The organism is Nocardioides marmorisolisilvae (genome assembly GCF_003725775.1).
Lineage (GTDB): Bacteria > Actinomycetota > Actinomycetes > Propionibacteriales > Nocardioidaceae > Marmoricola > Marmoricola marmorisolisilvae.
Map to the genome: position 1 here is coordinate 1 of NZ_RJSG01000006.1, position 25887 is coordinate 25887.

General features: G+C 68.4%; 30 protein-coding genes, 1 tRNA gene and 1 pseudogene. 8 read left to right on the forward strand and 24 right to left on the reverse strand.

The window, feature by feature from the left end:
- The 5 genes from EFL95_RS17950 to EFL95_RS17970 form a co-directional block, all read right to left on the reverse strand.
- A partial coding sequence (locus EFL95_RS17950) for a hypothetical protein (protein WP_148045099.1) occupies positions 1-246 on the reverse strand: 246 nt, incomplete at its 3' end.
- A gap of 1 nt (position 247) precedes the next feature.
- A complete protein-coding gene (locus EFL95_RS17955) occupies positions 248-2200 on the reverse strand; it encodes a M13 family metallopeptidase (RefSeq protein ID WP_123235497.1) in 1953 nt (650 codons plus the stop codon).
- 82 nt (positions 2201-2282) lie between these two features.
- Positions 2283-2756: a hypothetical protein gene (locus tag EFL95_RS17960; RefSeq protein ID WP_123235498.1), complete on the reverse strand. Its 474-nt coding sequence runs from the start codon at positions 2754-2756 to the stop codon at positions 2283-2285.
- Between the two features lie 127 nt (positions 2757-2883).
- Positions 2884-3357: a hypothetical protein gene (locus tag EFL95_RS17965; protein ID WP_123235499.1), complete on the reverse strand. Its 474-nt coding sequence runs from the start codon at positions 3355-3357 to the stop codon at positions 2884-2886.
- A gap of 35 nt (positions 3358-3392) precedes the next feature.
- Positions 3393-4370, reverse strand: coding sequence for an NADPH:quinone oxidoreductase family protein (locus EFL95_RS17970; RefSeq protein WP_123235500.1), 978 nt, complete (start codon positions 4368-4370; stop codon positions 3393-3395).
- A gap of 70 nt (positions 4371-4440) precedes the next feature.
- Between EFL95_RS17970 and EFL95_RS17975 the strand changes: the two genes are divergently transcribed.
- A complete protein-coding gene (locus EFL95_RS17975) occupies positions 4441-5199 on the forward strand; it encodes an ABC transporter permease (protein ID WP_123235501.1) in 759 nt (252 codons plus the stop codon).
- Here EFL95_RS17975 and EFL95_RS17980 read toward each other — a convergent pair.
- The 7 genes from EFL95_RS17980 to EFL95_RS18010 all read right to left on the reverse strand — a co-directional run bounded on the left by EFL95_RS17980 (position 5196) and on the right by EFL95_RS18010 (position 10393).
- Positions 5196-6383: a M15 family metallopeptidase gene (locus EFL95_RS17980; protein WP_123235502.1), complete on the reverse strand. Its 1188-nt coding sequence runs from the start codon at positions 6381-6383 to the stop codon at positions 5196-5198. The two genes, EFL95_RS17975 and EFL95_RS17980, sit on opposite strands and share 4 nt — an antisense overlap.
- A 60-nt stretch (positions 6384-6443) precedes the next feature.
- Entirely contained in the window at positions 6444-7085 is a 642-nt protein-coding gene (locus EFL95_RS17985; RefSeq protein WP_123235503.1) for a TetR/AcrR family transcriptional regulator, read from the reverse strand.
- Positions 7086-7119: 34 nt separating this feature from the next.
- Positions 7120-7311: a ferredoxin gene (locus EFL95_RS17990; protein WP_123235504.1), complete on the reverse strand. Its 192-nt coding sequence runs from the start codon at positions 7309-7311 to the stop codon at positions 7120-7122.
- A gap of 5 nt (positions 7312-7316) precedes the next feature.
- The gene (locus tag EFL95_RS17995) at positions 7317-8825 is read right to left on the reverse strand and encodes a fatty acid desaturase (protein ID WP_123235505.1); all 1509 of its coding nucleotides are present in this window, start codon (positions 8823-8825) and stop codon (positions 7317-7319) included.
- Positions 8826-8944: 119 nt separating this feature from the next.
- Positions 8945-9379 carry a hypothetical protein gene (locus EFL95_RS18000; RefSeq protein WP_123235506.1) on the reverse strand — a complete coding sequence of 145 codons (435 nt, stop codon included), beginning with the start codon at positions 9377-9379 and terminating at the stop codon, positions 8945-8947.
- Positions 9380-9388: 9 nt separating this feature from the next.
- On the reverse strand, positions 9389-9982 hold the full coding sequence (locus EFL95_RS18005; protein WP_123235507.1) for a nitroreductase family protein: 594 nt from the start codon (positions 9980-9982) through the stop codon (positions 9389-9391).
- A 72-nt stretch (positions 9983-10054) separates the two neighbouring features.
- Positions 10055-10393 carry a hypothetical protein gene (locus EFL95_RS18010; RefSeq protein WP_148045100.1) on the reverse strand — a complete coding sequence of 113 codons (339 nt, stop codon included), beginning with the start codon at positions 10391-10393 and terminating at the stop codon, positions 10055-10057.
- Positions 10394-10644: 251 nt separating this feature from the next.
- Between EFL95_RS18010 and EFL95_RS18015 the strand changes: the two genes are divergently transcribed.
- Together EFL95_RS18015 and EFL95_RS18020 are read left to right on the forward strand one after the other, a co-directional pair.
- Positions 10645-10962, forward strand: a complete 318-nt coding sequence (locus EFL95_RS18015; RefSeq protein WP_123235509.1) for a GNAT family N-acetyltransferase — start codon at positions 10645-10647, stop codon at positions 10960-10962.
- A complete protein-coding gene (locus tag EFL95_RS18020; protein ID WP_221176499.1) occupies positions 10959-11855 on the forward strand; it encodes an SDR family NAD(P)-dependent oxidoreductase in 897 nt (298 codons plus the stop codon). The genes EFL95_RS18015 and EFL95_RS18020 overlap by 4 nt, the downstream gene beginning before the upstream one ends.
- Here the strand turns inward: EFL95_RS18020 and EFL95_RS18025 are convergent.
- The 5 genes from EFL95_RS18025 to EFL95_RS18045 all read right to left on the reverse strand — a co-directional run bounded on the left by EFL95_RS18025 (position 11852) and on the right by EFL95_RS18045 (position 17380).
- Positions 11852-12490, reverse strand: a complete 639-nt coding sequence (locus EFL95_RS18025; RefSeq protein WP_123235706.1) for a maleylpyruvate isomerase family mycothiol-dependent enzyme — start codon at positions 12488-12490, stop codon at positions 11852-11854. The two genes, EFL95_RS18020 and EFL95_RS18025, sit on opposite strands and share 4 nt — an antisense overlap.
- A 40-nt stretch (positions 12491-12530) precedes the next feature.
- Entirely contained in the window at positions 12531-14678 is a 2148-nt protein-coding gene (locus EFL95_RS18030; protein ID WP_123235510.1) for an MMPL family transporter, read from the reverse strand.
- A 112-nt stretch (positions 14679-14790) separates the two neighbouring features.
- The gene (locus EFL95_RS18035) at positions 14791-15411 is read right to left on the reverse strand and encodes a response regulator (RefSeq protein WP_123235511.1); all 621 of its coding nucleotides are present in this window, start codon (positions 15409-15411) and stop codon (positions 14791-14793) included.
- Positions 15408-16814 (reverse strand): sensor histidine kinase, encoded by a 1407-nt coding sequence (locus tag EFL95_RS18040; protein ID WP_183407258.1) that lies wholly within the window; start codon positions 16812-16814, stop codon positions 15408-15410. Before EFL95_RS18040 ends, EFL95_RS18035 begins: the two co-directional genes overlap by 4 nt.
- A gap of 23 nt (positions 16815-16837) precedes the next feature.
- On the reverse strand, positions 16838-17380 hold the full coding sequence (locus EFL95_RS18045) for a hypothetical protein (RefSeq protein ID WP_123235513.1): 543 nt from the start codon (positions 17378-17380) through the stop codon (positions 16838-16840).
- Positions 17381-17689: 309 nt separating this feature from the next.
- On the opposite strand from EFL95_RS18045, the gene EFL95_RS20085 reads away from it, so the two are divergent.
- Positions 17690-17812, forward strand: a complete 123-nt coding sequence (locus EFL95_RS20085) for a hypothetical protein (RefSeq protein WP_281272238.1) — start codon at positions 17690-17692, stop codon at positions 17810-17812.
- A gap of 168 nt (positions 17813-17980) precedes the next feature.
- Here EFL95_RS20085 and EFL95_RS20165 read toward each other — a convergent pair.
- From EFL95_RS20165 to EFL95_RS18065, 4 genes and pseudogenes are all read right to left on the reverse strand, one after another.
- Positions 17981-18133, reverse strand: a pseudogene (locus EFL95_RS20165) (LbetaH domain-containing protein); the annotation flags it as partial.
- Positions 18134-18535: 402 nt separating this feature from the next.
- Complete coding sequence (locus tag EFL95_RS18055; protein WP_123235515.1) at positions 18536-18982, reverse strand: TlpA family protein disulfide reductase; 447 nt, start codon at positions 18980-18982, stop codon at positions 18536-18538.
- Positions 18983-19053: 71 nt separating this feature from the next.
- Positions 19054-20226 (reverse strand): thiolase family protein, encoded by a 1173-nt coding sequence (locus tag EFL95_RS18060; protein ID WP_123235516.1) that lies wholly within the window; start codon positions 20224-20226, stop codon positions 19054-19056.
- A gap of 15 nt (positions 20227-20241) precedes the next feature.
- Entirely contained in the window at positions 20242-20931 is a 690-nt protein-coding gene (locus EFL95_RS18065) for an SDR family oxidoreductase (protein WP_123235517.1), read from the reverse strand.
- A gap of 113 nt (positions 20932-21044) precedes the next feature.
- Here EFL95_RS18065 and EFL95_RS18070 point away from each other — a divergent pair, with 113 nt between their 5' ends.
- The 3 genes from EFL95_RS18070 to EFL95_RS18080 all read left to right on the forward strand — a co-directional run bounded on the left by EFL95_RS18070 (position 21045) and on the right by EFL95_RS18080 (position 23169).
- Entirely contained in the window at positions 21045-21512 is a 468-nt protein-coding gene (locus EFL95_RS18070; protein ID WP_123235518.1) for a winged helix-turn-helix transcriptional regulator, read from the forward strand.
- 176 nt (positions 21513-21688) lie between these two features.
- Positions 21689-22657: a hypothetical protein gene (locus tag EFL95_RS18075; protein WP_123235519.1), complete on the forward strand. Its 969-nt coding sequence runs from the start codon at positions 21689-21691 to the stop codon at positions 22655-22657.
- 53 nt (positions 22658-22710) lie between these two features.
- The gene (locus EFL95_RS18080) at positions 22711-23169 is read left to right on the forward strand and encodes a hypothetical protein (RefSeq protein ID WP_148045101.1); all 459 of its coding nucleotides are present in this window, start codon (positions 22711-22713) and stop codon (positions 23167-23169) included.
- Between the two features lie 90 nt (positions 23170-23259).
- On the opposite strand, the gene EFL95_RS18085 is transcribed toward EFL95_RS18080, so the two are convergent.
- Both EFL95_RS18085 and EFL95_RS18090 read right to left on the reverse strand, forming a co-directional pair.
- On the reverse strand, positions 23260-24360 hold the full coding sequence (locus EFL95_RS18085) for an XRE family transcriptional regulator (protein ID WP_123235521.1): 1101 nt from the start codon (positions 24358-24360) through the stop codon (positions 23260-23262).
- Complete coding sequence (locus EFL95_RS18090; protein WP_123235522.1) at positions 24357-25112, reverse strand: hypothetical protein; 756 nt, start codon at positions 25110-25112, stop codon at positions 24357-24359. Before EFL95_RS18090 ends, EFL95_RS18085 begins: the two co-directional genes overlap by 4 nt.
- Positions 25113-25281: 169 nt before the next feature.
- On the opposite strand from EFL95_RS18090, the gene EFL95_RS18095 reads away from it, so the two are divergent.
- Entirely contained in the window at positions 25282-25512 is a 231-nt protein-coding gene (locus EFL95_RS18095) for a DUF2188 domain-containing protein (RefSeq protein ID WP_123235523.1), read from the forward strand.
- 184 nt (positions 25513-25696) lie between these two features.
- Here the strand turns inward: EFL95_RS18095 and EFL95_RS18100 are convergent.
- Positions 25697-25779, reverse strand: a tRNA-Leu gene (locus EFL95_RS18100).
- Between the last annotated feature and the right edge of the window lie 108 nt (positions 25780-25887).

Genomic DNA, 25887 nt, shown 5'->3' on the forward strand with positions numbered 1-25887 from the left:
TGAACCCGACCCCGGCGCGCACGGTGCGACCGGCGTCCCCATCCGACCGACCGCGGCAGACAGCGTCGCGAGGTGCTCGTCCTCGGAGAAGCGGGACGGCGCCACCAGCGGACTCGTGGCCCGCACCGGGCCCGCGCACCGCGGTGCCGGGCCCGAACCGCGGTTCACCAGCAGCACGACCGCGAGCCCGGTGATGACCAGCGCCGCGACCACTCCGAACGGGAGCCAGGTGCGGCGCTCGTTCACCTCACCAGATCCGGACACGGTCCTCGGGCTCGAGCCAGAGCCCGTCACCGGGCTGGGTGCCGAAGGCGTCGTGGAACTCCTGCAGGTTCCGCGCGATGTTGGCGCGGAACTCCGGCGGGCTGTGCGGGTCGGTGGTCAGGTACTGACTGGCCAGCTCCTTGCGACGCTTGGTCCGCCAGACGTAGCTCCAGTTCAGGAACAGCCGCTGGATGCCGGTCAGGCCCTCACGCTCCGGAACGGCAGCGCCGTCGAGCGAGATCTCGTAGGCCTTGTGCGCGATCGTCAGACCACCGAGGTCGCCGATGTTCTCGCCGACGGTCAGCGCGCCGTTGACGTGCTCGCCCGGAAGCTCCCGCGGCTCGAAGTCGTCGTACTGGGAGATGAGCGCCTGCGACTTCTTCTCGAAGGCAGCCTTGTCGTCCGCGGTCCACCAGTCGTTGAGGTTGCCCGCGCCGTCGTACTGGGCGCCCTGGTCGTCGAAGCCGTGGCCGATCTCGTGACCGATCACCGCGCCGATGCCGCCGTAGTTCTCGGCCGGGTCCGCGTCCGCGTCGAAGAACGGCTTCTGCAGGATGCCGGCCGGGAAGCAGATCTCGTTGGTGCCCGGGTTGTAGTAGGCGTTCACCGTCTGCGGCAGCATGAACCACTCGTCGCGGTCGACCGGGGCACCGATCTTGGCCAGCTGCCGATCGGTCTCGAACGCGGAGATCGCGTTGACGTTGGCGACCAGGTCGTCGGCGGAGATCTCCAGGGCGGAGTAGTCGCGCCACTTCACCGGGTAGCCGATCTTCGGCCGGAACGAGTCGAGCTTCTCGAAGGCCTTCTGCTTGGTCTCCTCGCCCATCCAGTCCAGCGCGGTGATGCTCTGCCGGTAGGCCTGGAGCAGGTTGTCGACGAGCCCGTCCATCAGCTCCTTGGAGCGCGGCGGGAAGTGCCGCGCGACGTACTCGCGACCGACCGCCTCACCCAGGCCGCCCTCGACGAGCCCGACGCCGCGCTTCCAGCGCGCACGCAGCTCGGGCGTGCCCGAGAGCGTGCGGCCGTAGAAGTCGAAGTTCGCCTGGACGAACGCGTCCGGCAGGTACGCCGCGGCCGAACGGACGATGCGCACCTCGAGGAACGCACGCCACGCCTCGATCGGGGCTTCCTTGAGCACCGTCTCCAGGTGCACCAGGAACGACGGCTGGCGGACGACCGTCTCGGCCAGCGTCTGCGCGTCGCCCCCGAGGTTGCGGACGTAGACCTCGAAGTCGAAGGAGGGCAGCGCCGCCTTCAGGTCCGCGTACGACGTCAGGTTGTAGGTCTTGATCACGTCGCGCGTCTCGGCGCGTTCCCAGTGACCCTCGGCGATGCGCTTCTCCAGGGCGAACACGGTCTCCGCGGTCGCCCGCGCGTCGGGGCGCTCGGCGAGGGTGAGGATCTTCTCGAGGTAGTCGACGTACTTGGTGCGGATCTCCTCGAACTTGTCCTCGCGGTAGTACGACTCGTCCGGCAGGCCGAGACCGCCCTGGGTCACGTTCACCAGGTAGCGGTCGGAATCGCGGTCGTCGGTGTCGATGTACGAGCCGAAGATGCCGCCCCCGCCGTCACGCTCGAAGTGGCCGAGGAAGGCGGCGAGGTCGAGCAGGCTGTGGACGTTCTCGACCGAGGTCAACGCAGCCTGGATGGGCTGGGCGCCGAGCTGCTCGACCCGGTCGGCGTCCATGAAGCTGGCGAACAGGTCGCCGATCTTCTTGGCGTCGACACCGTCGACCTTGCCCGCGCTGCAGTCCTCGATGATGTCGCGGACCTGCTGCTCGCACGTGTCGGCGAGCATCACGAACGGCCCCCACGACGCTCGGTCCGACGGAATCTCGGACTCGGCGAGCCAGGTGCCGTTCACGTGGCCGAACAGGTCGTCCTGCGGCCGGATGGAGAGGTCCATGCCCTCGCGGGCGTCATCAAGAATCGTCACCCCGGCAGCCTAACCGGGGACCCGGCACGTCAGGTCGCGAACGGATTCCGCCGTCAGCGAACCTGGCGGGCCGGGGCTGTGCCTACGAGGCGCAGGTGTCCAGACCGAGGTCCTTCGCCTTCTGGTCGGACTCGGCGAACACGCCGTGATCCACGTCGAGAGCGTTCAGGTCGTCGACCGAGCCAACCGCCGAGAACTCCTCACCCGCGGCACGCAGGCTGTCCAGCATGCTGTCGACCTCGGTCTTGAGGTCCGCGGGCACCTTCAGCTCGTCGATGTCGCTGATCAGCTTGGTGTTCCGCGCCACGAGCTGCGTGATCACGGCCTTGACCTCAGCATCAGAGGAGTCCGGTCCGAGATCCGCGCCGATCTTCTCCACGTCGTCGTTGAGATCGCCGCAGAGCTTGTTGGCCTGCTCCTGGAACTGCGCCTTGGTCAGCGTCGTGGCGTCACCGGACTTGTCGTCCGAGGACTTGTCGCTGCTACCGCACCCGGCCAGTGCCGTGCTGATCAGGACGGCCGCGCCCGCGGCGGCAAGCGTGCGGGACAGGGTCATGGCGATCTCCTCGTGTTTGCGCTGACCCGATGTCAGCGCAGCGCGGTCAGTCTGACGGACCCGGTCGGGAACGTCCACGGAAAAGGAAAAGGGGCCGCGTCGCAGCTGCGACGCGGCCCTTCCGCGATCAGGAGGCGCAGGTGTCGAGGCCGAGAGCCGCGGCCTTCTCGTTGGCGGTCTTGAACACGGTCGCGTTCGGGTCGAACGACATCATGTCCTTGACCGAGGAGACCTTGTCGAGCTCCTGGTCGGCCGCGCGGACCGCGTCGAGCATCGAGGTGACGTCGTCCTGGATGTCCTTCGGAGCCTTCAGCGCGGCGATCGCGTCGACGAGCTCGTCGTTGCGCTTCACCGTCTTGTCGATCGCATCCGCCACGTCGGAGTCGCTCGACTTCTCGGTGATGTTGGCGCCGTAGGTCTCGGTGTCCTTGTTCGCCTGGTCGCAGAGCTTGTTGGCCTGCGTCTGGAACTCGGTCTTGGTCAGTGTCTTGGCGTCACCGGACTTGTCGTCCGAGGACTTGTCGCTGCTGCCGCACCCGGCGAGCGCGGTGCTGATCAGGACGGCCGCGCCCGCGGCGGCAAGCGTGCGGGACAGGGTCATGGTGATCTCCTCGCGTCGTGTGTGCCGACCCGATGTCAGCGCACGCGCAGGACAGTCTTGCCGAGGGTCTTCCGCTCGTCCATTTCCTGCAGCGCGCGTCCCATGTCCTCGAGGTCGTAGACCGCGCCGATCGGGGGGTCGATGACACCGGAAGCCATCATCGGCAGCAGCTCGCGCCACTGCTGCGCCATGTAGCCGGGGCGCCGCATCGCGTACTCGCCCCAGGCGGCGCCGCGGACGTCGGTGTTGTCGAGCAGCAGCCGGTTGACCTTGACCTCGGGGATGGCACCGCCGGCGAAGCCGACCACCAGCAGTCGGCCCTGGGTCGCGAGCGTGCGCAGCGAGTCGGTGAAGGTGTCACCGCCGACGACGTCGACGACCATGTCGACACCCTGGCCGCCGGTCAGCTCCTTGACCGCGTCGCGGAACCCCTCGACCATCACGGTCTCGTCGGCGCCGGCCTTCTTCGCGATCTCGGCCTTCTCCTCCGAGGACACCACTCCGATCACCTTCGCGCCGTAGCCCTTGGCGACCTGGATGGTCGCGGTGCCGACGCCGCCGGCGGCACCGTTGACCAGGATGGTCTCGCCCTCGCGCAGGTGACCACGCTCCTGGAGGACGAACTGCGCGGTCAGGTAGTTCATCGGCAGCGCCGCGCCCTGCTCGAAGGACAGGTTGTCGGGCAGCGGGAAGATGTTGTCGGCGCCGAGGCCGACGACCTCGGCGGCGCCGCCGACGCCGCCGCAGGCAGCCACGCGGTCCCCGGCAGCGAATCCGGTCCCCTCCGGCGCGCTGCGGATCACGCCGGCGATGTCGACACCCAGGGTGAACGGCGGGTCCGGCTTGAGCTGGTACTCACCCTTGGACATCAGCAGGTCGGGGAAGCTCACGCCGACGGCGTGCACCTCGATCAGGATCTGGGGTCCGAAGATGCCGTTCTCGGTCGGCTCGTCGATCTCGTTGATCTCGACGGCGAGGGGTCCGTCGAGCCGGGTCACCTGGGCTGCACGCATGGGGCGCACGTTACAGCCCGGCCTCGCCGGTTGAGCCTGTCGAAACCTCGTGACCTCTACTGTGACTCTCGTGACCATCGACCCGGGATGGCAGGTCGGCCTCGCGCTCGCGCTGCTGCTGGCGCTTGCCCTGGTCACCCACCTGTACGCCGGCTACGGGCTGGCGCGGTCGGCCCTGATCGCCGGGGTGCGGGCCCTCGCCCAGCTCGCCATCGTGGCCCTGCTCATCAAGGCGGTCATCGACAACCTCGCTCTCTCGTGGCTGTTCGTGCTCGCGATGTTCGCGATGGGCGTGCTCACCACCTCGAAGCGGATCGAGGCGCCCCAGGCCTGGTTGTGGTCCGCGGCCGCGATGGCCGCCGGCATCGCCCCGGTCCTGCTCATCGTGCTGGGCAGCGGTGCTGTCCCGTTCCAGGGCATCGCGATCATCCCGGTCGCGGGCATCATCGTCGGCAACGCGATGACCGCGAACACGCTCTGCGGGCGCCGGTCCTTCGCGGCGCTCCGCGAGGAGCACGCCCAGTACGAGGCATCGCTCTCCCTCGGCATGCGGCCCGCCGACGCCATCGACCTGAGCATCCACCGACGTGCACCCGAAGCGCTGCTCCCGGGCCTGGACCAGGTCACCACGACCGGCATCGTCACGCTGCCCGGTGCGTTCATCGGCGTGATGCTGGGCGGAGGCTCACCGGTTCAGGCCGCCACCGCTCAGCTGCTGGTGCTGTTCGGGATCATGGCGGCGCAGACGATCACCGTGGTGGTCGGTGAGCACCTGATCGAAGGACGCCGGTTGCTGCCGGAGGACCTGCGGGTCTCGCTGATCGACTAACGAACGGCCACGATCCGAGCCAGTTCGAAGTGCATCGGGTCGGTGTAGTGCCAGTTCCCGCCCCAGTTGAAGCCCCACTTCTCGAAGATCTTCACCACGGTCCGGTCCATCGTGCCGACGGTGCCGCGCTGGTTGCCGGGGACGTTGAGGTCGATGGCCGTGCCGAAGGTGTGGAACGACAGCCCCTGGGCTGGGTCCTTGGCGATGTAACGCGGCACGTAGCAACCGCCGTACTCGTTCTTGTGGATCTTCGAGGCGAGGCCGCGGGCGACGACCTCGTTCAGGGCTGCCCGCAGCTGCGGGATCATCGCCTTGTTGCAGGTGACCCGGCCGATGATGGGCACCGTCTCGGTGCGGATGAAGGCCCGGACCCAGCTCTTGTCGGGGTTGACCGTCCCGTCGGCGTTGGCCGTGTAGGTGAACGAACCGACGGCCCGGGCGACCGACCCACCGGTGAGGATCGCGGTCTGCGGCGCGTTGATGTCGAAGTGCAGGGCCAGCAGAGTCACCGAACCGCGGTTGCCGACGGCCTTGCGGAGATTCTTCTGCGCGGTCAGCGGCGACTTCTCGCCGGTGGAGACGATGAGCGCGTTGTTCTTGACCATGTGCAGCTTGTCGGCCCAGCGCTCGTTGACGATGGCACTGATCTTGGACCGCAGGACCAGCGGGGCGAACGCACCGATGTGCACCGTCTCCGCGTCATCGTCGTTGCCCATCGTGACCGACTCGTGCGTGATCGGCAGCTCGGCCTTGAGCTCCGGGGTGATCGCGATCTCGCCATCGGCGATGCGGTTCCAGACCTCGGCAGTCTGCGCTGTGGCCGGAGCCGCGAAGTACCGGAAGGCACTCGGATCGACAGCGGCGTAGGTGACCTCGTCCTCTTCCGAGTAGAAGCTCGCGAGTGAGAACTGGTCGACCGCGACGACGCTCTTGATGCCCTTGGCCTGGGCGACCAGCGAGGGCGGAAGCGGGTCCTGGCTCTGCACCAGGATGTCCGCGGAGAGGATCGGCGGCTTCAGCTTGCCCGGTCGGGGCATGGCCACGTCAGCGAGCGAGGCCGGAGGCGTGCTCGCGCCGGTGCTGGTGTGGGCCGCAGGCTTCGGATCCTTCGGAGAGGTTCCGCCGCACCCGGCCAGAGCCAGGGCAGCACACAGCGCCAGCACGCCCGCTCCCCAAGACCTCATCAGTCCCCCACTTCCTGACAGTCCATGGTAGCCAGCGGAGGGACAAAGCGGACGTGAGTCTCAGGAGCCCGGCTGCAGCACCCGTTCGGCGATGAAGGCGATGTCCTCGGCAGTGCGCTCGGGCGATCCGCCCGGCGCGGTGACGTGCGAGAGCAGCACCCGGATGACCATGTCGACCAGGGCGCTGACCCGGTCCTCGGTCAGCGGCACGTCGTACGCCGTCAGGTGGCCGCGGATCAGCACGCCCGCGGCGTCGATGATCGGCTCCGCCTGGGTGGTCAGCAGCGGGAGCAGCGAGCTCTCCGCGCCGTGGCTGGCGGAGAGCACCGCGTGCAGCAGCGGGTTGGTGCGCGCGGTGCGCAGCACCTCGAGAGCGGCTTCACGGATCGCGGCGACCAGGTCACCCGGGTGCGCCTCGAAGGCGGCGTCGACACTGCGGAGGAAGACCTCCAGCTCGTGCATGATCATCGCCTCGGCGAGCTGCTGCTTGGAGCCGATCTCGTTGTAGACCGTCTGGCGGCTGACGCCGACGCGGTCGGCGAGCTTCGCCATCGTGATCGATCCCCAGCCGCCGGCCCGGGTGAGCTCGGCGGCCTCGTTGATCAGACGCTCCCGCCAGGCGCTGCCGCTGGCGCCGGCAGCGCCACCAGCGAACCCCGGGAGCAGGGCGGTCAGCCCTGGCCGGGGTGTCACCTCAGTCATCGCGTCTCCATCGTTGGTCGAGCGTAGTCGAGACCTAGTCGTGCAGGGTCAGCGCCAGCGCGGGGCAGGCCTGGACGGCCGCGTGGACCTTGTCCCGGTCCGCCTCGTCCGGGGTCTCGTTGAGGATGGTCAGCTGGTCCTCGTCGTCGAGCTCGAAGAACTCGTGAGCCATCGCCTCGCACATCCCGTGCCCGTCGCACAGGTCGCGGTCGACCACGATCTTCACCGGACTCACACCTTCCCGGAGATCTGCGACGGGTCGATCGGCACGAAGTCGATCTTCTCCCGCACACCGCAGTCGGGGCAGCACCAGTCGTCGGGGATGTCCTTCCACGAGGTGCCGGCGGCGAAGCCCTCGAGCTCGTTGCCGACCTCGACCTCGTAGACGTAGTTGCAGCCCGGGCAGCGAGCCGCCAGTACCTCGTTCATGAAGGTGTGCGCCGAGAGGTCCTCGCCCTGCTCGTGCTCGTGCTCGGTGATGCCGTACTTCGCCAGGATCTTGGCGCGCTTGCTGGGCTGGATGTTGGCCAGCGTCAGGTCGCCGTTGAAGTGGGCGTAGACGCGCTTGTCCATGATCCGGCGGTAGATCGGCGGGAACAGCGAGATCACGATCATCCCGGCGTATCCGGTCGGCAGCACCGGAGACTCCTCGAAGTCGCGCAGCGTCTGGTACCGACGGGTCGGGTTCGCGTGGTGGTCGCTGTGCCGCTGCAGGTGGTAGAGCAGCACGTTGGTCGCGATGTTGTTCGAGTTCCAGCTGTGGCTCGGGTCGACCCGCTCGTAGCGTTGCTTGTCACCGATGCCGACCTTCTGGCGCAGCATCCCGTAGTGCTCCATGTAGTTGACGACCTCGAGGAGCGAGAAGCCCATGATCGCCTGGATCACCAGGTACGGCGTCACGCCGACCCCGAAGACCGCGATGATCGCGCCGAACAGCACCGCGGACATCAGCCAGGCGTTCAGGACGTCGTTGCCGAGGTGGAACGGGTGGGTGTTCTTGCGGGCGTACCGCTTCTTCTCCAGGCTCCACGCGCTCTTCAGCGAGCCCGACACGGTGCGCGGCCAGAAGGCGTAGAAGCTCTCACCCATCCGGCTGGACGCGGGGTCCTCCGGGGTGGCGACGCGGACGTGGTGACCGCGGTTGTGCTCGATGTAGAAGTGGCCGTAGAAGCTCTGCGCCAGGGCGATCTTCGAGAGCCAACGCTCGTTGGCCTCGCGCTTGTGGCCGAGCTCGTGGGCGGTGTTGATGCCGATGCCGCCGATGACGCCGATCGAGATCGACAGACCGATCTTGTCGATGACGTTCAGGCCGAGCGACTCACCCATCAGCCGGTCCGCGAACGGGAGGCCCATGCCCCAGTCGTGCAGGCCGAGGGTGTTCACCAGCCAGCCGGCGGGGTTCTCACCGGCGACGACGGCCATCGCACCGACGAAGCCGAGGTACTGGATCGGCAGGAAGAGGTAGGTGATCCAGCGGTAGTACTTGTCCTTCTCCAACGCCTCGATGGCGTCGTCCGGCGGGTTGGCCCGGTCCAGGCCGACGATCAGGTCGATCGCGGGGACCACGCCGAGAACGATGATCGGGCCGATCCAGAGGATCGCGCCGACGCCGGTGACGATGTAGACGCCTGCAGCCACGAAGGCGAGGCTCGGCACCACCAGGCCGATCAGCCAGAGGTAGCGCTTCTTGTCCTTCCAGACCTCGGTGGATCCGGCCGGCACAGTCTCGTTGACCGCCATCGTTCTCTCCTTATGCCTGGGTCGCTGGGAGGTGAGGACGCGCGACCACTTGACACCAAGGTAGGAGTTGTAAAGCGGTTTGACAAGTACCTACAGCTTGTAAAGTTTGGTGGCCCGGGTCACAGACCCACCGGCCTCGGTCGTGGATCCGGCATGTCCCCCGGATGGCGTCGCCGGTACCAGGCGATCGCGGCGATGAGCGCCAGCACGGCGTCGCCGGCGATGGCGATGACCTTGAACAGCGAGCTCTCGACGAGGCCCTCGGGCCGGTTCGACCCAGGCTTGCCGGTGAGCATCCGCACCCGGAGGCTGTCGCTCGACCTCGCGTACAGGTAGGTGGGCTCGTCGACGCTCGCCGAGAACTTCATCTGCTTCGGGTCCGCGGACTCGGGCAGCTTGTAGTCGACGAGGAAGCGGCCGTTCAGCTTGCGGGCGTCGATGACGATCGCGGTCACGTCATGACCGTGGGTGTTCACCTGGTGCTTGGTCCAGCCCTCGTTGACCGCAGGCAGGTTCACCAGCACGACCAGGACGAGCAGCAGGAGAGCACGCACGGCCCGACCCTACGACCAGCGGGGCTCCCCGAAGCGCTCGCTGAAGACGAATGTGGACAACGGGTTCCGGACCCGCTCGCGCCCGTCCCACTTCGCGTCGACCGACGCCTCGTCCGGGCCGACGTACCGGCCGACAGCGATCCCGGTGGTCACCTTCCAGTTCGCGGGTACGCCGAACTCGCGCGCGACCGCGTCGTGGTCGAAGCCGGCGAACTGGTGGACACCCAGACCCAGCGCCGAGGCCTGGACCGTGAGGTGCGCGACCGACTGACCGAGGTCGTACTCGGCGTAGTCGCTGTAGGTGAAGCTCGGGTCCTCGTCGTCGCCTGCCTTGAACAGCGAGACCAGAACGACGCTCGCGTTCGGCACCCACGGGGTGTTGCCGCGGCTCAGCGTCTGCACGAAGCGGGCGTGGGGCTGCTCGCCGCGCTTCAGCGCCAGGAACGCCCACGGTTGGGAGTTGCCCGCGCTCGGCGCCCACCGCGCTGCTTCCAGCAGCTGCTCGAGCTCACCCTCGTCGAGCTCGTGCGTCGGGTCGAAGCTCCGCGAGCTCCAACGCTCGCGGAGCAACGGGTGGATCTGCGGTTCGGTGCTCGTGGGCATGGCAGCACAACGCCGAGCGGCAGGTCCTGCTTCCCGCACCGGGTTTCGACAGGCTCAACCAGCTCGCGCCGGCTAGGCCTCGAGCCTCGGTTCCGGGACGAGACCACCCGCGCGGACGGCCTCGATGCCGGGGCCTCCAGCCGGGTCCTTGACGGTGCGGTAGGTCTCGCGCGCCTGGGGAGAGTCGATGAGGTGCGCGATCGCGTGCACCTGACGACCCGGCGTGCGCTGGGTCAACGTCACCGTCGGAAGCCCGACGCTGGTGACGATCACCCGGGAAACAAGGCCGCCGAGGCTCCGCACCTCGCGGGCCTGCGTGCGCTCGTCGAGCGGGTAGCGGTCACGGCCGACCTGGAGCCACACGATCTGGCCCTTCTCGTCGACGTAGGTCGCCACGTCCTTGCCGGACAACCGACTGAGGTCCCCCGCGGTTGCGCCGATGTAGGAGCGATTGGGAAAGCCCCGGTTCGCGCCCGATTCGGTGTCGAAAAGGAACACCTGGTTCGTGCTCTTTCCAGTAAGCCAGATCCTGCTCATTGGAACCCCCGTTCCGGTCGACCCTCCCAGGGTCTGCCCACTAGAACGACGAGACTGACCAGGGGCTACGCGTTTCGTTTCCGACACTGGTCGGGACCGCAGGGCAAGTCGGTAGGTTTGCGGTCATGAGCGACATTCAGGTGACCGACAACACCGAGCTGGAGCGCTACGAAGCCCACCTCGACGGCCAGCTCGCGGGCTTCGCGCAGTACGAGCTGCGACCCGGTTCGATCGTCTTCTTCCACACCGAGGTCGACGCGGCGTTCGAGGGGCACGGCATCGGCTCCACCCTCATCAAGGTGTCGCTGGCCGACGTCCGGGCCAAGGGCGAGCGCAACGTGATCCCGACCTGCCCGTTCTACCGCGGTTACATCACCAAGCACCCCGAGTACGACGACCTGGTCGAGCCGCACTACCTGAAGCAGATCGAGGCGGACCGGTGAGCTTCTCTCCCTCCGACCTGCCGGACCTGACCGGCACGGTCGCTGTCGTCACCGGGGCGAACTCCGGAATCGGTCTGCACACCGCCAAGCACCTCGCCGGCCACGGCGCCTCGGTGGTCCTCGCCGTCCGCGACACCGAGTCCGGCGAGCGCGCCGCGAGCTCGATGCCCGGCGAGACCCGGGTCGAGCACCTCGACCTCGCCTCGCAGGCCTCGGTGCGCGAATTCGCCGAGCGGTGGGACGGCCCGCTGGACCTGCTGATCAACAACGCCGGCGTGATGCGGCCTCCCGCGTACCGGGAGACGGAGGACGGCCACGAGCTGATGTTCGGCACCAACCACCTGGGCCACTTCGCCCTGACGGGTCGTTTGCTGCCGGCGCTGCAGCAGTCGTCGACCCCGCGCGTGGTCACCGTCGCCTCGATCGCCCACCTCGGCGGCACCAAGGCCGTCGTCGAGGGCAACCCGGAGACGTCGTACTCACCCGAGGGCAGCTACTGCCAGAGCAAGCTGGCCAACGTCATGTTCATGCGCGAGCTGAACCGGCGTGCGTCCGCTGCCGGAAGCCCCCTGGTGTCGACCGGAGCGCACCCCGGTGTCTCGGCCACCGGCCTGGTCGCCGACCCGAACGGGATGGGAGCGAACCCGGTCGTCCGCGTCGCGGCTCCGGTCGTGATGCCGCTCCTGTTCCAGTCCGCGGCCGCTGGTGCCAACCCGACCCTGTACGCCGCCACGTTGGGAGAGCCCGGCTCCTACACCGGCCCGCAGCGCCGGGGCGAGAGCCGTGGTCCGATCGGGCCGGCGCGGTTCAACAAGGTCGCGCTGAACGACGACCTGTGCGCGCAGCTGTGGGACGTGAGTGTGGAGAAGACCGGGGTCGAGTTCGCGCTCTAGCCGACCGGTCCGCCACCGGCGGCGCGGAGCTGCTCCACCCCAGGACCCTCGAGCTGGTCGCACGCACTGCTGCGGCCGGTCATCGCCATGAGCAGCGGCATCATCGGACCCGCGACCTCCTGACCGCCTTCGCCGTGACCCCAGTCGATGTCGGTGGCGTTCAGCGACAACCCTGCGATCCGGCTCTTGGTGCCGATCAGGGCGTTGGAGCTCTTGTAGAAGTCGGCGACCTGCCGAAGCGCCTCGACCGGGTACTCGTGCCGGATGCCCAGCGGACGGCGGATGTCCTCGGAGTGCACGATCGCCTCGCCCAGCCAGGACTCGCGCGGACCGGGCGGTGCCTTGGTGGAGTGCTGGACCGACCGGAAGGCAGCCAGCGTCTCGGCCGGGTCGCTGCCGCGGTGCTTGTTGATCTGCCGGTTCGCGAAGGTGTTGAAGTTGAATCCCGCGCCGGCGAAGCTGCCCAGGAAGCTGAGCGGGGTCAGGTTCGCCGTCGCCGTCATGTGGGCGAGCACCTGCTCGACCGTCCACTGCGTGCAGAGCGACCTGGTCCGCCACTCCTTCTCGGACAGGTCCGCCAGGTCGTCGGCGAGCGCACCGCGTTCGGCCGCGACGATGTCCCACAGGTCGGTCATGCGCTGATCGTTCCGCGCCTGACCGACCTGCACAAGGGCATCAGGCGGTCGGCTGCGCGGACTCCTGGGTCGGCCTCTCCTCGTGCAGCACCGACGGCTGGATGAAGAGGAGCTTGGCGAGCCAGTCCGGCAGGTACCAGTTCCACCTGCCGAACAGCGAGACCAGCGACGGCACCAGCAGCGAGCGCACGATCGTGGCGTCCAGCAGGATGCCGATACCCAGCGCGGTCGCCAGGATCTTCAGGTCCGTGCCCGGACCCGAGGCCAGGGCAGCGAACGCCAGGAAGAGGATCAGGGCCGCGCTGGTGACCAGGCGGCCGGTGCGACCGATGCCCTCGATCACGGCCTCGTTGGTCGAGTGGCCGGCGTCGTACTCCTCGCGGATCCTCGCCAGGATGAAGACCTCGTAGTCCATCGAGAGTCCGAACAGGAACGCGAACACCATCAGCGGCACCCAGAAGGTGATCGCGCCGGTCTCCTGGATACCGAACAGCGCGTTCGATCCGTGGCCGTCCTGCCAGAACAGCACCATCGCGCCGTACACGCCGGTCAGCGAGATCAGGTTCAGGATCACGGCCTTCAGCGGGAGCAGCACCGAGCGGAAGGCCCGCACCAGCAGGATGAAGGTGAGCAGCGCGATCAGGCCGAGCATCAGCGGGAAGTTCCCGTAAACACCGTGCAGGAAGTCGACCTGGGCGGTGCCGAGACCAGCCACCCCGTAGACGCCCGGCAACGTGTCGGCCAGCTTCTTGACGTCCTTCACCGGCTGGACCGTCTTGTTGTTGACGGTCTCGTCCTTGGGGATCACCAGGATGACGGTCTTGCCGTTGGCGTTGCTCGTCGGGCCGTTCGAGACCAGCGCGGTCTGGATCCCCTTCACCGCCGCGAACTTCGCAGCGGCAGCGGGCGCGTCCGAGGTCTTCGCGATCACCTCGATCGGCGTCAGCACGCCGGTGCTCACGCCGCCGTCCTCCAGCACGTGCAAGGTGTCGTAGGCAGCACCGTTCTTGGCCAGCGAGTCGGACGCCGGAGCGCCGATCTTGATGCCGGTGAAGGCAGCGAAGAGCAGGCCGAGCACCAGGAAGGCGGACCCGGCCGCCAGCCAGCGGTGCTTGACCACTCCGCGCGCCCAGCTGCTCCAGCCCTTGCTGGCGGTGTTCTCGTGGCGGATCTTCGGGCGGTCCAGCCACGGGCCGATGCTCGAGAGGATCGCCGGCATCAGCGACAGCGTCACGGCGACGCTCGCGAACGGGATCAGCGCGCCACCCATGCCGATGCTGCGCATGAAAGGCACCGGCAGGACGATGAGGGCGAGCAGTCCGATCGCCACGGTCAGTCCGCTGAACAGCACCGCGCTACCGGCGGTCGACATCGCCGCCACCACCGCTTCGTGGTTCTCCTTGCCGTGGTCGCGTTCCTCGCGCCAGCGGGTGACGAGGATCAGCGAGTAGTCGATCGCCACACCGAGGCCGATGAGGGCGACGAGGAACTGGACGATGAAGCTCACGTCCGTGGCATAGGTGAGCGGCAGCAGCAGGAGGAACGTCGCCATGATCGAGAACAGCGCGATGATCAACGGGAGGACCGCCAGGAACGAGGCGAACACGAACGCGAGCACGGCCAGCGCACCCACCGCTCCGATGATCGTCTCGACCAGGACGCTGTTGCCCTGGTCGTCGCTGCCGACCGCGAGTGCGTCGAGGCCGGTCACCCCGGCCGTGGCACCGGCCGGCTTGTGGGCGTCCAGCGACTTCTGCAGCTTCTTCGTCGGCGCGAGATCGGTCTGCGACTTCGGGAACGGGTAGAAGACGTAGGCGTAGGCGGTGCGGTGGTCCTTGCTGACGAAGGCCTTGTCGCCGCCGGCGTTGACCTGGTCGACCATCCGGGTGTTCGGGACGTCCTTGGTGACCTGGTCGAAGGCGGCGTGGATGTCGGCCGCGCTGTCCTCGACGGTGGTGCCCTTCTTCACCGTGATCGTGACCAGCGCGGGGCTGGTGTTGCCGCCGTTGTGGAAGTTCTCCACGATCAGGTCCGCGGCCTTGGTGCCCGGCTCGTGCGGCAGCGAGAAGTCGATGGTGAGGCGGTCGGTCGTCTTCTGCGCGACCCCGCCACCGGCGACGAGGATCACGACCCAGAAGAGGACGACCCAGAGTCGGTGGCGGAGGACGAAGCGGGCCCAGCGTTCCATGGAAGGTGACTCCTTCAAGCGGCGGTCAGGGGGTGGCCGAGAGACAGTCTGCTGCCCCTTTGTTAACAGCAGCCACCGACTTTCCGACGTACAGAAGTGACAGTTCGACCTGTCAGTTCTTGAGGTTGTCCCGCGCCCACAACGCCGCGCTGGTGCGGTCGGTGACCCCGATCCTGCGGAACACGCTGCCGAGGTGCACCTTGACGGTCCGCTCGGTGATCCCGAGCCTGCGTGCGATCTGCTTGTTGGCCAGGCCCTCGGCGACCAGGTCGAGCACCTCGCGCTCGCGAGCGCTGAGGTCCGCGCCGGGCGACGGCGTACGGCTCGGCAGCAGCGCACCGGCCACCCGCGGGTCGATCGGGGCGTGCCCGCTGGCCGCCGCCCGCACGGCCGAAAGGACGGCCTCGGGCTCGGAGTCCTTGAGCAGGTAGCCGACCGCTCCCGCCGACAGCGCATCGGTCACCCGATCGCGATCGGAGAACGAGGTCAGCATGACGACCGCGCCCTCGAACCCGCCGTCGAGCAGTGTCCGGGTCGCTTCGATGCCGTCCATGCCGGGCATCGAGATGTCCATCAGCACCACGTCCGGCGCGAGCGAGCCCGCGGACGCCAGCGCGGCCTCACCATCCGCGGCTTCCCCGACGACCACCAGGTCCTCGGTCGCCGAGAGCAGCCCGGCCAGTCCCGAGCGGACGACCGGATGGTCGTCGACGAGCAGCACGTTGATCGTCACGCCTTCTCCTTGATCGTGAGTCGCCAGCGACAGCCGGCCCCGGGCGCGCTCAGGACCGCGAGCTCTGCACCGGCGGAGTTCGCGAGGTCCGCCAGCACGCGGAGGCCGAAGTGGCCTTCTGCCGGACGCTCCAGAGCCGCCGCGGCGTCGAAGCCGACGCCGTCATCACCGATCTCGACCACGGTCTCGTCGGTGCCCTGGGTCACCGACAGCCAGGCGTGCGTGGCCGAGGAGTGCCTGCGGATGTTCTGGAAGCACTCGTGCACGATCCGGAAGACCAGCCGGTCGGCCTCGGCCCCGAGTCCGGGGTCGCTGTCCGGAAGAGCCAGGTCGACCTCGATCTCCCGCGAACGGAGGGTGGCACCGAGGTCGCGCAGCACCTCGAGCAAGCCGGCTGTCTCGAGGGTCTCGGGGTAGATGTCGACCAGCAGGGTCCGCAGACCTCCGATGCTGTCGCGCAGCGTCCCGGCCGTGCCGCGCAGGTCGGTCACGAGCCGCTCGTCGCCCAGACCTCCGGCCCGGTCGGCGGCACCGCTCACCGAGAACGACGCACCGGCGAGCTCCTGGACCACGCCGTCATGAAGGGTCGCGGCGATGCGGCGGCGCTCGTCCGCCGAGGCGTCCACAGCCCTGCGCAGCAAGGCCTCCCGCTGTCGCTGGGCCGCGCGGATCCGGCTGTTCAGGCGCCACAGCACCGGGATCATCAGCGCGACGAACAGCAGCAGGCTGCTCACCGTCACGCCGGCGAAGCCGCGCCAGAGCTGACCCGCGCGCTTGTCGACCTCGGTGTAGGGCGAGTACGTCTCGAAGAGGAGTGGGCTGCCGTTCGGCGTCCACACCGGTCGGTAGGCCTCGAGCAGCCGGCCGTTGCCGCGCTCGAACCGGTTCTCCGGCTGGTCCAGGTCCGAGACCTCGGCCTTGGTGCGGGGCTTGCTGAAGACCTCGGTCTCCTCCTGGTCGAGCTTGAACCGTTCGCCGATCAGGCGTGGCTCGTCGGACCACAGGATGGTGCCGTCCGGGGCCCAGAGCTTGACCCGGACGAGGGACGAGGTGGAGAGGTAGTCGCCGAGTGCGTCGGCGAGCTCGGACATCGCCTTCGGGTCGCTCTGGACGATGGAGTTCTGCAGGTGGGGCTGGACGACCGCCTCGGCCAGCAGGTCCGCGGTGTTCGCGGCGTCGTTGACGGCCTGGCGCTCGGCGAGGTTCCGGGCGGCGAAGACGCCGAGGATGCTGACCACGATCAGGACGACGAGGGCCCCGGTGCCCACGATGAACAGCAACCGGCGCGGCTGGTCGGCGTCCTCGGCGGTGCGTTCGGTCTCGGAGGAGACGACGATCCACGGCGCCAGCCCGGGAAGCTCCCGGGTGGCGCCGTCGTCAACGCTCGGTGGATCGCTGGTCATCGCGTCCATTCTGCTCCGCGCGCTCAGTGGTGGCCCGAACCGTCGTCCGAACCGCCCGAGCTCTTGCCGGATCCGGAGTGGCCCGAGTCGTCGCTGCCGGAGTGCCCGGAGTCGTCGGACGAGTCGTCGGACGAGTCGTCGCTGCCGCCACTGCCGGACCCGCTGCTCGTCGAACCGCTACCGCTGTTGGACGAACCCGAGGTGCTTCCCGAGCCGCTGGTGCCGCCGTGGTCGTCGCCCGCGTCGTGGGTGGCCGGGTCGTCGCTGCCGCTGCGGGTGCCGCCGTGGTCGTCACCCGCGTCGTGGGTGGCTGGGTCGTCGCTGCCGCTCCGGGTGCCGCCGTGGTCGTCGTTCTGGTCCTCGCCGGCGCCGGCGGTACCAGGCGCATCGCCGTGACCCTGGTCCGCCGTGCCGTCGTCGTCGCTGGACGCCGCCGGTGTCAGCTGGACCTGGTCGGGCACGCGAACGGGGATGTCCCGGGTGAACGAGGCGTTGCCGGCCAGGCCGAAGGCGGCCGGGATGCCGGCAACCACGAGGGCGGCGGTGGCGATCAGGTACTTGATCATCGGAAGAGTCCTTTCTCTGTCTTCTTGGACTGCTTCCACGATCAGGCTCGCCGGGTACGGATCGCCATCGGACCATGGTGCTAGTACTCGCCCGGGACCTTCGTCCCGCGTTCAAGCCCAGTGGCGCGCGTCACGTCGCGCGGCCGTGACCTCGCCCGGGGTCACGCGTTGATACAGGTACACAACCGCAGCGCGGCCTCACTCCCTCCTTCGTGGCCGCGCCGGTAGCCCGCCCGGCCCTCCCTGCCGAGGCGGGCAACGTGTTTCTCGGGCCACGAAGGAGAGCCGACAGGCTCAGGAGAGAGTGCGGTGACGCCCTTCCGCGCGGGCCTCGACCCGCATCGGGCGCCGCAGGCTCAGGACGCCGACGACGATGAGAAGGACTCCGATGCCAATACCAACAGCCACGTGTTGCCCCCGTTTGGCGAGTAGGTAGCGGTGCCCGAACCCCGCTCATTGCGGGGATGAAACGGGTCCGGAGGAAGTTCGTGACGCCGTTGCATCCAACTAGGACCGAAAGTCCCACCGGCTCGGACCGGGTGTCTATGACTCGATCGGGCTAGTTCCGGAACCAGGGACTGCTCGCGGGTTCTCCAAGGTGCGGATCAGCTTGGCCGGTGAACCGGCGACCAGCGTGTAGGGCTCGACGTCCTTGTTGACCAGCGACTGGGCTCCGATGATCGCCCCGTCACCGACGGTCACCGGGCCCATCACGTAGGCATCCAGGCCGATGGTCACGTCGTCCCCGAGCACGGGGCAGGCCGTCCCGGGGGTGACCCCGCGGCCCAGGTCCCCGGCGATCGTGCAGCCGTGGTGGATGCGCAGGTTGGACCCGATCACGACGCCAGGACCGATGACGACCTTCTGGCTGTGCACGATGCAGAGTCCCGGGCCGATCTTCACCGACGGGTGGATCTCGGTGCCGGCCCAGATGATCGCGAACGTGCGCAGCGGGAACGCCAGCGGCAGCGTCAGCGGGAACTTGTAGAGCGCTGCGGAGATCCGGTACAGCACGGTCACGTGGATCGCCGGGGTGAAGAGCGCCTTGGCGACCACCCGGATCCAGTAGTTCAGGCCGGTGAAGTTCGGGTGGACGTGCGATCGCAGGTCGGCCGTTACGTTCCGGAACACGGTCGTCAGCGTATCGGGAGCGGGTCAGCCGATGGCCGAAATGGTCCGGGTCACGATGTCCTTGGTCGGCGCACCCACGGCGCGGGTCACCTCGCGTCCGCTCGCATCAAGGATCAGCGTGGTCGGCGTACGGGTGATCCCGGTACGCCGCACCAGGTCGAGGTGCTGCTCGGCGTCGATCTCCACGTGGGAGACGCCCTCGTCGGCAGCAGCGACGTCGGCGAGGATCCGCCGGGTCGCACGGCACGGCGCGCAGAAGGCGGAGGAGAACTGGACGAAGGTGACCCGCTCCCCGAGCTGGTCGGCCCACGGCGTGCCGTCGAGGACCGACGTTGCGGGGGCCTCCTGGTCCTCGGTGACCCCGCGCAGCTTGTGCGTGCCACGGAAGTGCCCGTCCGTCAGCGCGCGGTAGGCCCCGAACGCGACCGCCAGTACGACGGCCACGACGACGACCCAGGCTCCGCTGCTCATGGTGTGCTCAATCGATCGGTGGGCGGGAACATTCCGCGAAACGCTACAAGGTTAGTGCACTTTCGGGACCCTCAGAGCCGCTCGATGATGGTCGCGTTCGCGAGGCCGCCGGCCTCGCACATCACCTGGAGCCCGTAGCGACCCTCGCGCTGCTCCAGCACGTTGAGCAGCGTCGTGGTGAGCCGGGCACCGGAGGCTCCCAGCGGGTGGCCGATCGCGATCGCACCGCCGTTGACGTTGACCTTGTCCAGATCAGCACCGGTCTCCGCCTGCCAGGCGAGCACGACGGACGCGAAGGCCTCGTTCACCTCGAAGGCATCGATGTCCTCGATGGTCAGGCCCGCGCGAGCCAGCACGTTCTCGGTCGCCGGGATGATCCCGGTGAGCATCAGGATCGGGTCGTCGCCGACCACGGCAAAGGAGTGCACTCGCGCTCGCGGCTTCAGCCCGAGTCGCGACGCGGCGTCCTCGCTGGTCACCAGCACCGCGGCCGCGCCGTCGTTGACCGGCGAGCTGTTGCCCGCGGTCACCTTCCAGTCGATCTCCGGGTACGCGGTCGCCCAGTCCTCGGACCAGAAGGCGGGCTTGAGCCCGGCCAGCACCTCGGCGGTCGTTGCGGGGCGGATCGTCTCGTCGGTGAGCAGGTCGTTGACGAACGTGACCTGGCTGTCGAAGAGGCCGTCCTTCCAGGCCCGTGCAGCGCGCTCGTGCGAGGTCGCGGAGAACTCGTCGAGCTGCGCGCGCGACAGGTTCCACTTCTTCGCGATCAGCTCGGCGCTGATGCCCTGAGGCACCAGGCCCCGCTGCTCGGCGTACCGGGCGTGCACCTGCGGCCCGGCGAAGTCCTTGCCGAGCGTCTGGCTCCCGATCGGGATCCGGCTCATCGACTCGATGCCGGAGGCAACGGCGACGTCGTACGCGCCGGCGATCACGCCCTGGGCCGCGAAGTGCAGGGCCTGCTGGCTGCTGCCGCACTGCCGGTCGACGGTCACGCCGGGCACCGACTCCGGGTATCCCGCCGCGAGCAACGCCCAGCGTGCGGTGTTCCCGGACTGCTCGCCGACCTGCCCGACCGCGCCGCTGATGACGTCGTCGATCTCGGCCGGGTCGAGGTCGTTGCGCTCGGCAATCGCCCGCAGTGCCTGTGCGTGCAGGTCGACCGGGTGGATCTCGGAGTACGCGCCTCCGGGCTTCCCCTTCGCCAGGGGCGTGCGGACGGCGTCCACGATCACTGCTGAATTCATGGTGCTACCTCCTCGTCAGGCCGCCGGCGCCCCGAAGGCACCGATGGTGTTGTTGGACAGCCCGGCCCTGACGGCCAGGCTCGTCTCGTCGGCCAGCGCCTCGTCCTGCCCCGCCTCGAGCGCGTCGTAGATCCGCGCGACGATGTCGGCCGGGTCCGCCTTCGGCACGTCGAGGCCCGCCGTCATGGGGGTGTCGGTGTAGCCGAGGTGTGCCCCGAGCACCTGCGTGCTCTGGCCCGCGAGCTCGACGCGCAGGCTGTTGGTCAGCCCCCAGAAGGCCGCCTTGGTGACGCTGTACGCGCCGGGGATCGCGATCCAGCTCAGCGCCGAGTGCACGTCGACGACCGCGCCGCCCTCGAGGCCGGGTGCGAAGGCCCGGGTGAGCTCGAGCGGTCCGAAGAGGTTGGTCTCGAAGGTTTCCCGGATCTCCTCGATCGGCGAGGCCAGCAGCGACCCCGCACCGGTGATCCCGGCGTTGTTGACCAGCACGGTGACATCTGCCGCGGCCTCGGCCGCGGCGCTGATCGAGGCGGCATCGGTCACGTCCAGACGAAGAGCGACCACGCGCTCGTCACTCCAGCTGTCCGGCCGACGTGCGGCGGCGTAGACCTTGGTCGCGCCACGCTCCAGCGCCTGGTTGACGAACTCCCGACCCAGACCACCGTTCGCCCCGGTCACCAGGACGACGCTTCCCGCGAGCTCCATGACTGTATCTCCTCTTGTCGTTGTGCTGGCTTCGGAACTTTGAAGTCAGGTCTGATGACGTTAACATCTGACTACAAGCATTTGAAGTCAGAGACAGGTGTGAGGTGGGCGACATGGAGCTGCAACCGCCGTTGGACGACCGGACCCGGTGGTCGGCGATCGGCCAGTGCCCGATCGAGAAGGCGATGGGGCTCGTCGGCTCTCGTCCCGCGATGCTGCTGCTGCGCGAGGCGCACTACGGGACCCAGCGCTTCGACGACTTCGTCGAGCGGGTCGGGATCGCGCCGGCGACGGCGGCCGCGCACCTGCGGGCACTGACCGAAGCCGGGCTGCTGGAGCGTGCGACGTACCAGGAGCCCGGGGACCGGGCCCGCGAGGGCTACTCACTCACCCGGGCGGGATCGGACCTGATGCCGGTGGTCATCGGACTCTTCGAGTGGGGCGTCCGGTACGCCGACGGCAACGACGCGCTCGAGTACTCCCACGTGGGGTGTGGCGCCCCGGTCACCGTCAACGTCGCCTGCGCCGAGGGACACCTGCTGTCGAGCGACGAGGTCGCGGTGCGGGTCGCGCACGACTGACGGTCGCCAACGACAAAGGCCCCGAGGAGAACCTCGGGGCCTTCACACGTGCGCGAGGGGGCGATAGAACACCGAGACACGGGGAAATCCCCGTTCGGGGTGTGTGAACCCGCAGGTCGGTCGACAGTAGAACCAGGCTCCAGCAGCGTGCAGGGGGTCTGCTCTACGGTTTCGGGGTGACTCTTCTGGAGACGTACTTCGAGCTTCCGCACACGGTCGGGGTCGCGTTCACCACCCTTGGTACCGACTTCACCTGCGACGTCGACCGGATGCCGGTCACGATCCGTTTTCCGCGCGCTGAGCACACACGGAACTGGCCGCTGCTGGTGCCGCCGGCGTTCGTGAACGTGTTCTCCGATGACGGCTTGTCCAAGCTCCTCGACAAGGTCGAGTGGGGTTCGGAGTCCGGCACCTCCGGTGATGACCCAGCGACGAAGCACGCTTGGGTCTCTGCCGTCGGCCTCGCCACCGAAGCGGCCGACGGTCAGGAGCAGGAGGTGGCGGACCGGCTCATTGACGCCATGGACGAGTGGTGGCCCAACGTGTGTGACTGGATTGAGGTCCTGACCCGGCAGGTGCACTCCGGTCCGAGCAAGACGCTCATCCTCGGGCCGCATCACCCGGTCTGGGCCAGGACCGATGGTGCCGTCGAAAGGTTGTACCGGCAGGGCCCGGCCAGCATCACCGTCCGCCGGAACAACGGTCCGGATGCTCCCACTGCATTGGGTGCTCACGAGTTCGAAGCCGCCTTGCGCAACGCCGCGGTTGGTCCTCCCCCGCTGGAGTGGCTGTTGGTTCGCGATGCCCGACTCGCCCACGAGAACGCGTCTCGGAGAGTTGCTGTCATCGACGCCGGCACCGCGACAGAGCTCGCCATCTCGAAGCTACTGAAGGACCAGGTAGCCGGCTTGCCAGACGTCGTTGTCGAGCAGCTCCTCGCAGGGCATCGCATGTTGGGCGCCAGCGCCAAGCTATTGAAGAAGCTCGGCGGGACGTCGCCCGAGAACACCACCAAGGACCTCATCGAGCCCCGCAACAAAGCCGCGCACCAGGGATGGGTCCCCTCGGCCAAGGAGTCGTACACCGCGCTCATGGTCGCGGTCGAGATCGTGGACGCCGCCTACCCGCTCAGTTCGTTCGTCTGATCGAGCACATTGGTTGTCTTGACTACTTTTGTTGTCTCGTCCACACTGGTTGCATGACCACTGAGATGATCACGAACGCCGTGGAGCAGGTCCGGCTCGCGCACGAAGGGTTCCTCGCCTCCGACGCGCGCCGGCAGGCAGCTGTCCTCGAGGCCCGCAGGGTCGGGGCGAGCTGGACCGCCATCGCCGACGTCATCGGCACGACTAAGCAGGGCGCCCGCCAGCGGTACGTCGGTGCCGAGGAGATCGGGAAGATGGCCGCGATGCTCGACGACCGGCTGAAGGTGTACGCCCAGGGGCAGGGTCATCTGCTGACGTACGCCGAGGCGCTCGAGCTCGCCATCTCGCGCGGCGTCCTGTCCGAGCACCAGGGTAAGTCGGTCCGTGCCGTGTACGAGGCGCACGCCGAAGCGTCCCGCGGGAACCTGGTGCCGTCGAAGAACGCCGACCTGCTTGCCACGGACTGCATCTCGATCTCCGCCAAGCTGTTCAGCGCTGCTCCGAGCGTCTAGCTCCGCGGCCGCCGTTCAGTAGAGGGGCCGTACAGCAGCGACGCGAGGGCGTCTTCGCCGCGGAGACGTTCCGTCGGTTGCTGGCATCGTCTAGTCGAACGAGAGCTTGGGTTTGTCGTCGGTGCCCGAGGCGAGGATGTCCGCGGTGACGTCGGCAACGATGCGGCGGGCGGTGAGGATGCCGTCCAGGTCGATCTCGTGGGCGGCAAGGAGGTCGGTTGCCTTCCCGAGGAGTTGCGGTGACTCTGCACGTCCGAGTTCGCCCGGTTCGGGGAGGCCCCACATCGAAAGCTGCTGGTTGGCTCGCCGGTAGGACGCTTGGGACAGCTTGCCGAGGGCGTGGGCTCGGAACACGAGGGCTCGCAGGCTGACGCCCCAGTCCCTCTTGAGTTGGTGGAACGTGGGCCAGTCGATGCGGCGGGGGAGCAGTGGCCCGATCTCGGCGGCCGGCATCAGGAACTCGGCTGCGAAGGCGTGGGCTTGGTTCTCGATGATCTTCGACCCGGGCTCGGTGTCGGGGTGAAGGATCAGGTGGCCGAGTTCGTGTGCGGCATCGAACCGACTGCGTGCACGGTCGTCACTACCGGGGTTCAGGAACACGAGCGGTCGGTGGCCGGCGTTGGTGGAGAACGCATCGACCTTCCGGTCGGTGTGGATAGGTAGGCGCAGGGTCACGATGCCGTGGGACTCGAGCAGCTGAACCATGTTCCCGATGGGGCCGGAGGGCACGCCCCACGCGGACTTCACCTCCGCGACGGCGGCGCCAATTGTCTCGGTGGTGATGTCCTCGGGGACAGCGAAGTCGGGTAGTTCGGTGGTCGGGAGTTCGACGTAGTCCTCGATGAGCTGGACGATCTCGAGACTGAGCTCGCCGTACGCGAGCGCACGTTCCCTTTCGACCGCGGACGTGGAGCGCAGTGAGCGGAAGTGCGCGTCCGATGCTGGGAGCAGCGTCAGCGGGTGGCCTGCACCGAAGAACTCACGCGGCATCCCCAGCGCCATGCAGATCTTCGCGAGGACCGCCTGGGACGGGTTCGCCGGGCCCTTCTCAAACTGAGCGATGGCGGTGGGCGTGAGGTCCACTTCGCGGGCCAGCGCCGACTTCGTCTTCCCACGGAGGCGGCGGGCAACGGTCAGCCGCGTTCCGTCGAAGTCGGTCGAGGCGGCTGGCTGCTTTACGGGGCCGTTCACGCCTCACCCTCGGCCACCGGGCGCGGCTTCATCGCGATCTGGGGCTCGACGGCCGGCTGCTGGTCGAAGCTCGGGCCGTCGTACTTCGGGGTGCGGACCGGCTTGCTCGGGCTGTCGCCGGCTTCGTCGCGCCACAGCGGCGTCTTGGCCGCGAACGTCATGGTGGACCAGGAGACCGGGACGGTGAGCCAGGCCGAGGTCAGGCTGGCGTCGGGCTCGCCCGCCCAGACGACCATCATGCGGCGGACGACGCCGATCGGGGTGTCCTCGGGGAACTCGAGCTCGCTCTGGGTCTCGCTCTGGAGCATGGACCCGCCGAGGACGCGGGCGTTGTCCTTGGCGATGCCGTCACGGATCTGGCTCGAGGTCTCCCAGTTCGGGAACTGCTCCCAGATGGGGCTGCGGCCGTGGGCGTAGGGCACCTTCATGAGCACAATCTCGAGACCGGGCAGGTGCAGCGTCAGGACGCCGCGCGGGGTGGTGAACTGCAGGCCAGGGACGTCCCAGTGGTCCTCGGGGGCGGCGAGGTCGCCGCCCTGGATGCGGCGGACGGCGATCTCACGGATGTTCTCGCTGCACTGGAAGCCGAGGGACTTGGTGGTGTCGCCGCGCTCCTCGGGCTCGTACCGCTCGAGGTTCGCACCCCAGACCTCGCTCACGAGGTCGCCGAGGACGCGGGTGAGCCCGACCTCGGTCATCAGCTCTGCCGCCGCGTATGCGGCCGTCTCGGCCGCCTCCATCCGCTTGTTCACGAACTCATGTAAGCACAGGCGCGACCGTTGCGTCGCGACGTGCGCTGGCGTGTTGCGACGATTTTGTTTGAAAGTGAAGCAGAAGTGTCGGTGGTGGGTGTGAGACTGGCGTTGCGGCAGATGCCGTCAGGGACCCAGAGCGGGCGCCTGCTTCCAGATGGAGGTTCAGATGAGCAAGACCCCCGGGGTTCACGTGACCCCTCGAGATGACGGGCGGTGGAACGTCATCCGGGACAACGCGGACCGTGCCTCGTCGGTCCACGACACCCAGTCATCGGCCGAGCAGTCGGGCCGCGGCACCGCGAAGCGCGAAGGTGCAGAGTTCTTCCTTCACGGTCGCGACGGGCAGATCCGGGAGCGCGACTCCTACGGGAACGACCCGTTCCCGCCCCGCGGCTGAGCTGACGGTCGCAACCGGGCCGGTCTCGAGGAGCGAGACCTCCCCGGGCCCGGCTCGGTCACGTTCCGCCGGCACCGAGGACCAGCGACGTCGTCCGTACCGACCCTGGAAACAGCGAACCGGCCCTGAGGAAGTCACCCTCCCGGGCCGGTTCACAGTAAACGGGGAACTCCCCGTTTCAACGTGCGCGAGGGGGGATTTGAACCCCCACGCCCTTTCGGACACTGGCACCTGAAGCCAGCGCGTCTGCCGTTCCGCCACTCGCGCAAAAGAAGCGGGCACAGGTTATCCCAGACCGCCCCGCGCGCCCAAACCGGGTGGAACCACTCGCGACGCCGCGCCCGATACGATCAAACCGACCACGTGGAAACCGGC